The sequence below is a fragment of the Pseudomonas sp. GM24 genome (assembly GCF_000282235.1).
Classification (GTDB): Bacteria; Pseudomonadota; Gammaproteobacteria; order Pseudomonadales; family Pseudomonadaceae; genus Aquipseudomonas.
This window is the reverse complement of record NZ_AKJR01000094.1, coordinates 1-8,731: the sequence shown is the minus strand read 5'-3', so window position 1 is coordinate 8,731 and position 8,731 is coordinate 1. Positions and strand designations below refer to the sequence as shown.

General features: G+C 60.8%; 9 protein-coding genes. 3 read left to right on the top strand and 6 right to left on the bottom strand.

Features of this window, described 5'->3' with window-relative positions:
• Positions 1–102: 102 nt before the first annotated feature.
• The 3 genes from PMI23_RS13155 to PMI23_RS13145 all read right to left on the bottom strand — a co-directional run bounded on the left by PMI23_RS13155 (position 103) and on the right by PMI23_RS13145 (position 3,053).
• The gene (locus PMI23_RS13155; RefSeq protein ID WP_007915072.1) at positions 103–927 is read right to left on the bottom strand and encodes a TIGR03915 family putative DNA repair protein; all 825 of its coding nucleotides are present in this window, start codon (positions 925–927) and stop codon (positions 103–105) included.
• Positions 924–2,144, bottom strand: coding sequence for a putative DNA modification/repair radical SAM protein (locus PMI23_RS13150; protein WP_007915071.1), 1,221 nt, complete (start codon positions 2,142–2,144; stop codon positions 924–926). The genes PMI23_RS13155 and PMI23_RS13150 overlap by 4 nt, the downstream gene beginning before the upstream one ends.
• Before the next feature lie 156 nt (positions 2,145–2,300).
• Positions 2,301–3,053: an ArsR/SmtB family transcription factor gene (locus tag PMI23_RS13145; protein WP_007915070.1), complete on the bottom strand. Its 753-nt coding sequence runs from the start codon at positions 3,051–3,053 to the stop codon at positions 2,301–2,303.
• A 79-nt stretch (positions 3,054–3,132) separates the two neighbouring features.
• Between PMI23_RS13145 and PMI23_RS13140 the strand changes: the two genes are divergently transcribed.
• Entirely contained in the window at positions 3,133–4,236 is a 1,104-nt protein-coding gene (locus PMI23_RS13140; RefSeq protein WP_007915069.1) for a cytochrome P450, read from the top strand.
• Positions 4,237–4,366: 130 nt separating this feature from the next.
• On the opposite strand, the gene PMI23_RS13135 is transcribed toward PMI23_RS13140, so the two are convergent.
• Together PMI23_RS13135 and PMI23_RS13130 are read right to left on the bottom strand one after the other, a co-directional pair.
• Complete coding sequence (locus PMI23_RS13135) at positions 4,367–5,686, bottom strand: Nramp family divalent metal transporter (RefSeq protein WP_007915068.1); 1,320 nt, start codon at positions 5,684–5,686, stop codon at positions 4,367–4,369.
• A gap of 71 nt (positions 5,687–5,757) precedes the next feature.
• Positions 5,758–6,294 (bottom strand): chalcone isomerase family protein, encoded by a 537-nt coding sequence (locus PMI23_RS13130; RefSeq protein ID WP_007915066.1) that lies wholly within the window; start codon positions 6,292–6,294, stop codon positions 5,758–5,760.
• Between the two features lie 147 nt (positions 6,295–6,441).
• Between PMI23_RS13130 and PMI23_RS13125 the strand changes: the two genes are divergently transcribed.
• Together PMI23_RS13125 and PMI23_RS13120 are read left to right on the top strand one after the other, a co-directional pair.
• Positions 6,442–7,215: a hypothetical protein gene (locus tag PMI23_RS13125; protein ID WP_007915064.1), complete on the top strand. Its 774-nt coding sequence runs from the start codon at positions 6,442–6,444 to the stop codon at positions 7,213–7,215.
• An 84-nt stretch (positions 7,216–7,299) separates the two neighbouring features.
• Positions 7,300–7,857, top strand: coding sequence for a hypothetical protein (locus tag PMI23_RS13120; protein ID WP_007915061.1), 558 nt, complete (start codon positions 7,300–7,302; stop codon positions 7,855–7,857).
• Here PMI23_RS13120 and PMI23_RS13115 read toward each other — a convergent pair.
• Positions 7,847–8,563, bottom strand: a complete 717-nt coding sequence (locus PMI23_RS13115; protein ID WP_007915059.1) for an alpha/beta hydrolase — start codon at positions 8,561–8,563, stop codon at positions 7,847–7,849. The genes PMI23_RS13120 and PMI23_RS13115 overlap by 11 nt on opposite strands.
• Between the last annotated feature and the right edge of the window lie 168 nt (positions 8,564–8,731).

Here is an 8,731-nt window from a genome sequence, read left to right as displayed (position 1 = left end):
CTTGATCGTTCAGGTCGATGTAGTACGCGAGAACACCTCGGTCGGCCCCCTCTCCCTACGGGCGGTCCGACGTTTCGGGTGGGCTGGGGTGAGGGTAAGCTCTTAGCTCTTCAAGGCAATCCGTTTACCTGCGCGACTGGCAATCCCGCTCGCCTGCCCATTCTGCTGCTTGCCCATCCGCGCCTGCGTAATCAACCCTGGAATCAACTCCCCCTCCGGCAAATTCTTCCAGAACCGCGCCGGCAAATGCCCCTGCATGACCTTCTCGTTCAACCGCGCCGGATTGAAGATGTGGCTGTAATAGGTCAGCCACAGATCACCATGAGGATCATCGACATTCTGCGCCAACTGCTGCCATTCCAGCGGGCATTGACGCTGATGGATCAGTTGCTCGCCATCGTAATAAACCCCATCGCGCGGCGTGGCGATCAACCAGCGATGCCGGCCCATCCTCCCGATGAAATGCTCACTGGCGCTGTGCAGTATGTCGTGGGCCGGCTCATGCCACGCCACGTATTGCGGACCTGCGCTGGATGACGGGCGTTCGATGAAACGCACAAACGCATGCAGATGATGGGCTTCTCGATTCACTTGTTTGATCCGTCGCTGCAACTCACTGCCGAGTTTGTCACCGGCCATCATCGCCGTGCGGTCGCCGTGGCTGACGCGCCACAACACTTCATACAACAGGCTCCAGCGTTGATCGCCGCGATAGCGTGAGGCTTGTTCCAAGGTGTCGATCAGCGCACGTGGGATTCTCGCCATAAACGGCCCCTGCCCTTCAGGCACCGGCTCATCACTGGCAAACAGATCAGCCACGCCTTGCGAAGCCCAGCTCACCAGACTCGGATCGACTTCATGGCTCAGCAGCCAGCGCGCCTGCTGGCGCCACGTGTCGAACAAATCGTCGCAATCAAGATTGATCATCCCCACAGCCCCATCTGCTGCGGCATCGGCCGGTCGCGTAATTGCTGATAGAGCAAATGGCTGGTGACCTCGGCCTGCTGCGGGTGGTAGTCGCTGGTGATGATGAACGGCTTGGCCTTGGCCAGCACGCAGCGCATACGCGCGACGTCTTCGTAGCGAATGCGCCGCTGTCGGCGCAGCTCGACCAGACGTTCGGTGGTGCGCAAGCCGATACCGGGAATACGCGCGATCAAGGAGGCTTCGGCACGGTTCAGATCCAGCGGGAACACTTCACGATTCTGCAACGCCCAGGCCAGTTTCGGGTCGATGTCCAGCGCCAGATTGCCCGGCCCCTTGAGCAATTCATCGGCGCTGTAGCCATAGCTGCGCAGGAGAAAATCGGCCTGATACAAACGGTGCTCACGCATCAGCGGCGGCGCAGCGAGAGGCACGCTTTTCGGGCTGTCGGGAATCGGGCTGAAGGCCGAATAGTAGACCCGGCGCAGACGGAAGTTGCCGTACAAGGCCTGCGCGCTGTGGAGGATGGTGCTGTCATCGGTGTCGTCGGCGCCGACAATCAATTGCGTGCTCTGCCCGGCTGGAGCGAATTTCGCCGAGCGCGGTTCGTTCAACACGGTCTGCACGCCGGTGTAGATGGTGTTCATCGCCTGCTTGATCGACTTGATGTCCTTCTCCGGCGCCAGCACTTGCAGGCTGGCATCGGTCGGCAGTTCGATGTTGACGCTCAGGCGATCAGCGTAGCGCCCTGCTTCTTCGATCAACGCAGGATCGGCTTCGGGAATGGTCTTGAGATGGATGTACCCGCGAAACTCATGCTCTTCGCGCAGCAGCTTCGCCACCCGCACCAGTTGCTCCATCGTGTAGTCTGCCGAGCGAATGATGCCGGAGCTGAGAAACAGTCCGCTGACGCAGTTGCGCCGGTAGAAATCCATGGTCAGCGCCACGACTTCTTCGGGGGTGAAGCGTGCGCGCGGGACATCACTGGAGCGGCGGTTGACGCAGTACTGGCAATCGTAAAGGCAGAAATTGGTCAGCAGAATCTTCAACAGCGACACGCAGCGCCCGTCCGGCGTGTAGCTGTGACAGATGCCCATGCCATCGGTCGAACCCAGCCCGCTCTTGCCCTCGGAGCTGCGCTTGGGCGCGCCGCTGCTCGCGCAGGAGGCGTCGTACTTGGCGGCGTCGGCGAGGATGCTCAGCTTGTCGATGATTTGCATGGCGCGGGCTCTATACTGTTTGCATATACAGTATAGGGTCGTCTGCGGTGATACAAGGTGGCAGATGCGCCCCTCGTCGGTCAGAAGCTGAAAATCAAAAGATCGCAGCCTTCGGCAGCTCCTAAAGGAGTCGCGTACACCCAATAAATCTCAGCCCTACCCAATCCATGTAGGAGCTGCCGAAGGCTGCGATCCTTTGATCTTGTGGTTTTCAATCGGCAACTCAACACCAAACCGCGCGCTGATCTCCTTGCGCCCCAGCGCCGTCAACGCCAGCGCCCGACTGTCCAGATCCTGGGTCACCCAGTTGCGCTTCAACGCGGTCTGCAACAACGCCGCGCCTAGCGAGCCACCGAGATGCGGCCGGCGCATGCTCCAGTCCAGGCACGGGCAGGCAAATTTGCGGCGCAGCGTCGTCAAATCCTGCACGTCTATTCCCAAACCAAGAAACAACGCCTCGCCACTGTCACTCAAGCGATACGCCTGCTCGTCGGTTGCCACCAGCCAACCGGTTGCGATCAAGCGGTCATGCAGCATCACCGCCAGCGTCCCGGCCATATGGTCATAGCAGGTGCGCGCGAATTGCAGGCGATCCGGGGTGTGCGGTTTGAACGTCGGCGCGGCGTTCTGGCCAATCACCATCAACGCTTCCAGCGCCTGCGCCACGCGCTGATCGGCAAGGCTGTAATAGCGATGGCGGCCCTGCACATGCAGGCGCAGCAGGGCCAGGTCCTTGAGTTTCGCCAAGTGAACACTCGCGGTCGAGGCGCTGACTTCGGCGATCGTCGCCAACTCAGTGCTGGTGCGGGCGTGGCCGTCCATCAGCGAACAGAGGATTTTTGTCCGCGCCGGCTCGGCGATGGCGGCGGCCACCTGCGATACGCCGATGTCTTGATGTTCTGCGTGCATAGTTCGCTCCCGGACGAATCATCGTCGTCGCGCAATGGAGATAGTAGCAACACTTTCCCCGCCGACAAGGATGCAAACCATGAACCCGATCAGCGCCGCAACGCATGTCGATCCTTATCCCTACTACGCCGAACTGCGCGCAGAAGGTGGGCTGACGTTTCATCCGGAGTTGAAACTGTGGGTCGCCAGCAGCGCCCGCGCGGTGTCTGCGGTGTTGGCCCACGCCGATTGTCGGGTGCGTCCGGCGCAAGAACCCGTACCCAAAACGATTGCAAAAGGCATGGCTGGCAAGGTCTTCGGCCAATTGATGCGCATGAATGACGGTGAGCGCCAGCGCTGCCCGCGTTCTGCGATTGAGCCTGAGTTGGCCGCGCTCGAACTTAAGGCCGTCGACAGACTGGTTGCCACGCGGCTGATCACAGCGGACGCCGACGGTGTGTACAAGGCAATGTTTCGAGGCCCGGTGTGCGTGGTCGCGGCGCTACTGGGTTTCAGCCCTGCGCAAGCGCGGGCGATCAGTGAATTGACGGCGGACTTCGTCGCCTGCCTGTCGCCGTTGAGCAACGACCTGCAATTGGCCGCAGCAGATGCGGCGGCCGAACACCTGCGCGGCTACTTCATCGAACTGCTCGCCGAACCCGCCAGCGACTTCCTCGGCGCGATCCAGCAGCGCTTTAGCGGCGATGAAGAAATCCTGATCGCCAACCTGATCGGCCTCTGTTCGCAGACGTTCGAAGCCTGCGCCGGCCTGATCGGCAACACGCTGTTGGCGCTACGTCGTCAGCCAGCACTGCACGGCGAATCCATTGAGGCGCTGCTCAGCGAAGTGCAGCGCTTCGACCCGCCCGTACAGAACACCCGGCGCTTTGTCGCCGCGTCCTGTGAGATTGCCGGTGTGCGGGTCGAAGCAGGCGATGTGATTCTGGTGCTACTGGCCTCGGCCAATCGTGATCCGGCGCTTAACGAACGGCCGGAGGAGTTTTTGCTGCAGCGCGAGAACCGCCGCAGTTTCAGTTTTGGCAGTGGTCGGCATCAGTGTCCGGGGCAAGCGGTGGCGATAAGCATTGCCGGGGCGACGGTGAGGGAAATACTCGAAAACGGTACCGATCTGAATCGCCTGAACTGGCACTACAAGCCTTCGCTCAATGGGCGCATTCCGCTGTTCAGCGACGTGGGCGCCTGACAGTCCGCCTTCGCGAGCAAGCTCGCTCCCACAGGGTTATCGGATGTGCACACTATTGTGGTCACCCGATAGCAATTGTGGGAGCGAGCCTGCTCGCGAAGAGGCCAGCCCAGTCACTGCAAATGCTGGCTCAAACCGCCCACTGCAAAATCAACCAGCTATTGGCACCACTGATCACCACAAACAGCCCCCACGCCAGCACCCGTGTCGGCCAGCGATTCACAAACGGCCCCATCAGCTTTTTATCATTGGTCATGCGGATCAATGGATACAAGGCGAACGGCAACTGCAGACTCAACACCACCTGACTCAGCACCAGCAACTTGCCAATCGCGTTATCGCCCATCAGCCACACGCCGATAAACGCTGGAATCAACGCCAGCCCGCGAGTAATCAAGCGTCGCTGCCAGCACGGAATCCGCAGATTCAGGTAACCCTCCATGATCACCTGGCCAGCGATGGTACCGGTGAAGGTCGAACTCTGCCCCGACGCGAGCAACGCCACGCCGAACAACACACTGGCCAACGCCCCGCCCACCAGCGGATCGAGCAAGTGGTAGGCGTCCTGAATGTCCACCACGTCGGTGTGCCCGGACTGGTGAAACGCCGCTGCCGCGAGAATCAGGATCGCCGCATTGACCAGCAACGCCAAGGCCAGCGAACCGATAGTGTCGATGCGCGCCAGTTTCACCGCGTCCTGCTTGCTCGCCAGATCCTTGCCGATCATCCGCGTCTGCACGATCGAGGTATGCAGATAAAGGTTATGCGGCATCACCGTCGCGCCGAGAATACCGATCGCCAGGTACAACGGCGCCGCCTCGCCAATCGCCGCCAGCGACGGTTTGAAACCCTGGGCGACGTCGGGCCAGTACGGTTTGATCAGCAACAGTTCAAAGAAAAAACACACGCCGATGGTTGCAACCAGCACCAGCATGATCGCTTCCAGTCTGCGGAAACCGCGATTTTGCAGGGCCAGCACCAGCAAGGTGTCGAACGCCGTCAGGGCAATGCCGAAGGTCAACGAACAACCAAGCAGCAAGTGGAACGCCAATGCGCAGCCGAGCACTTCGGCCAGATCGGTGGCGATGATCGAGATTTCCGCCAACACCCACTGCAGGCGCGCTGTCGGTGTGCTGTAGCGCTCGCGGGACAGCTGCGCCAGATCGCGCCCGGTGGCGATGCCCAGTCGCGAGCACAGGCACTGCACGACCATGCCCGCCAGACTCGCCAGCAACACCACGAACAACAGGCTGTAACCGAAGCGTGAACCGGCCTCGATGGCGGTGGCCCAGTTGCCCGGATCCATGTAACCGATCGACACCAGCAACCCGGGGCCGGCGAAACGCAGCACGCGTTTGAAGAATGAGGCATTGGGATCCACCGCAACACTGCCGGCCACTTCCGGCGGGCAAAACGGCGCGGTGGCGATTTTGGGCAAGCTGAATTTCACGCACACATCCAGAAACAAGTCGAAAGACGCAGCTTAGAGGTTTCCGCGACAGCCTTGAAGCGCAAAAGAATCTATCGACTCACCCCCAACAACTGCTCGCGCAGCTCAGGATTGCGTGTGCGCGGATCGAGCCAGATATCGAAAAACGCCCGGGCAAACAGCGGATCATCAATTTCATGCTGCAACTGCTGGCCGACAAAAAACCGCGCGCCCTGCCCCGGCAAATACACGCCGGTAATCCGCGTGCCAGCCTGCACATCGACGAACGATTGCTGCATCTGTACCTGCCACCCGGCCAATTGCGCCGGGCTGACGCGGGCACCGGCCAGACGTTTGATTTCATCGACGCTGGCCTTGACCAGATCGTCGCGGGAAATGTTGCGGCGGTAAATCAACTCCAGCGCAAACGGCTGGCCGTCGACCAGGGGCCGCGCGGCACTCCACAGGCGCGCGTTGTAGACATCGAAACCGAACACACTGAAATCGCCGGTACCGATGATCTGCGCGCCGGGTACCGCGTCCTGCCAATTGGCCCAGGTCGGCGTCAGCAACAGCGCCCACAAACCGATGCCGCAACATCCGCGCAACACCTTCGGTGTTCTGTTCATCGCGTTATCGACTCCGGCAAGCCCTGATAATCAGAGCATAGTCGGGTATTGCTCCCGACACTTTGTATACAAAAACTGCGCACATAGGCAGCAATCGCCGATCGACAATGCTAACGTGGCGAACCTTCAACGGATGGAGACTCCTGCGTGCTGATCCTCAAACTGCTGCTGATTCCCGGTTTTCTGCTGCTGATTTCCCTGGCGGGCAAACGCTGGGGGCCGAGCGTGGCCGGGTGGCTGTCGGGGTTGCCGGTGGTGGTCGGGCCGATTCTGTTTTTCCTCGCCATCGAGCAGGGTCCGGGGTTTGCCGCGCAATCAGCGGTGGCGGCGTTATCGGCGATGTTCGCGATGATTGCGTTCTGCATCACCTACGCGCAGGTCGCGCAACGGGCGAACTGGCCGTTGGCGCTGACGGCGTCGCTGACGGTGTGGGCCGTGATTGCTGGGGTGTTGTCGCTGATTCCGGCGTCACTGCCGTTTTCCGTGGCGGCGGCGGCGATTGCGTTGCTGGCATCGCCTTATCTGTTTCCCACGGTGCAACCGGTGCTCAGCGGCACGGCGCCGAAGTCGGACAAACTGATCTGGCGGATGATCGCCGGCGCCGCGTTGACCCTGGTGGTGACGATGCTCGCCAGCACCGTCGGCGAGCGCTGGAGCGGTTTGCTCGCGGTGTTTCCAGTGCTCGGCAGTGTCATGGCGGTGTTCTCGCAACAAACGCGCGGCCCGGCATTTACCGCTGCATTGTTACGGGCGACGGCGACCGGCATGTATTCGTTTTCGGCGTTTTGTCTGGTCTCGGCGCTGACCTTGCCAAGTATGGGGCTGAGTGGATTCGCCGTCGGTGTCGCAGTGTCGGTGGCCATGCTCGGCGTGACCAAACGCCTGTTGGCCCGTCCGCTGGCGAAAGCGCAGGTGCAATAACCACTCGGATGATTCGCGCTGGAACGCCCGGCCCCCTCCGTGGGATGATCGCCCGCCTCGCGCGACCATCCACCGGAGATTCACATGTCATTGTTGAGCAAAAAAGCCGTCGTCCTGCTGGTGGCGGCCCTCGCCGGTTTCGGCGCCCTCCACGCGCAAGCGGCCAAGAAAAATGCCGGCACCGAGAAAGTCTCGATGCTCGATGGCAAATTCACTTTTGTACTGCCTAAAGGTTTCGTCGCCGACCCGCTGCCGACCAGCCCAAGCGGGACCACGGGCACGATGTACACCAACGAGGCCACAAAAACCGTGGTCATTACCGCTGAAAACAAGATTCCCGAAGGCCAGCACGTCAAGGACAACGACGGCCAGTTCCTCGACGGCAGCGTGTCGAGTTTCATCGAAGACCAACGCAAGGCCCTGCCGGACTTCAACAAACTCAGCGAGAAGAGCCTGACCCAGAAAGGCACCGGCCTTGGCTTGCGTCAGGTCGACAGCACCGCCACCCAGGGCGGCGGCCAGACCCTCAACACCACGCTGATGGCCGGCTCCGGCACGAAGATGGCGCTGGTGCAGGTGATCTCCCGCGCCAGCGACAAGAAGGGTCACGATGCCCTGGTGAAAACCATCCTCAAGGATTGATCTGCTGCAACCAGCCGTTCAAGTCGCGCAGCTCGGCCGCACTGATACTGTGGCCGACGCCGGGATAGGCATGGAACTGCGGTTTATAACCGAGCTTCTGTAACTGAGCGTTGGCCTCGGTGCCGTTCTTATACGGCACCGGATCATCGGCGGTGCCGTGGCCGATAAAGATGTTCAGCGGCAACGGCTGCTGTTCGCTTTTAAGTTCAGCCTTCAACACTGGCAATAAACGCCCGCTCAACGCCGCGATCCCGCCGACCGCCACTGGCGGCCGCAGCCCGACCTCGTAGGTCATCATCGCGCCCTGGCTGAAACCGATCAGGTACACCTTGTCCGGTGTGGTGTGATATTTCTTCGCTGCTTGCGCGATAAAGTCGCGCAGCTTCTGGCCACTGACCTTCAGATCATCGGTCTCGCCGTTGTAGGCGCCTTCGCCTTTCTTGCGAAACCACTGGAAGCGCCCTTCACCCAATGACAGCGGCGCCTGCACCGACAGGTAGTTGTATTGCGCCGGCAGCTGAAATTTCATGCCGATCAGATCGGCTTCGTTACTGCCGTAGCCGTGCAGGAAAATCACCAGCGGCCGCGGTTCGGCATCGGCGTGAACCAGTTCGAGGTACTTGAGTGGCAGATCGGATTGCAGCGTGGTTTGCGCCTGCACGGCGCTGGACGCCAGCAGGGTCAGCAGAGCAAAGACCTTCAACATAGAGCCTTCCTTCACGGAGTGTCGGGTTCGGGGGGGAGCCTAACATCCTGCGGCGAAGATCCAAATTCGGTGGTGCTGTCGATGCCGCCATCGCTGGCAAGCCAGCTCCCACAGGATTTGTGTGAACACAATGTTTGTGAACACCTTCAATCACTGTGGGAGCTGGCT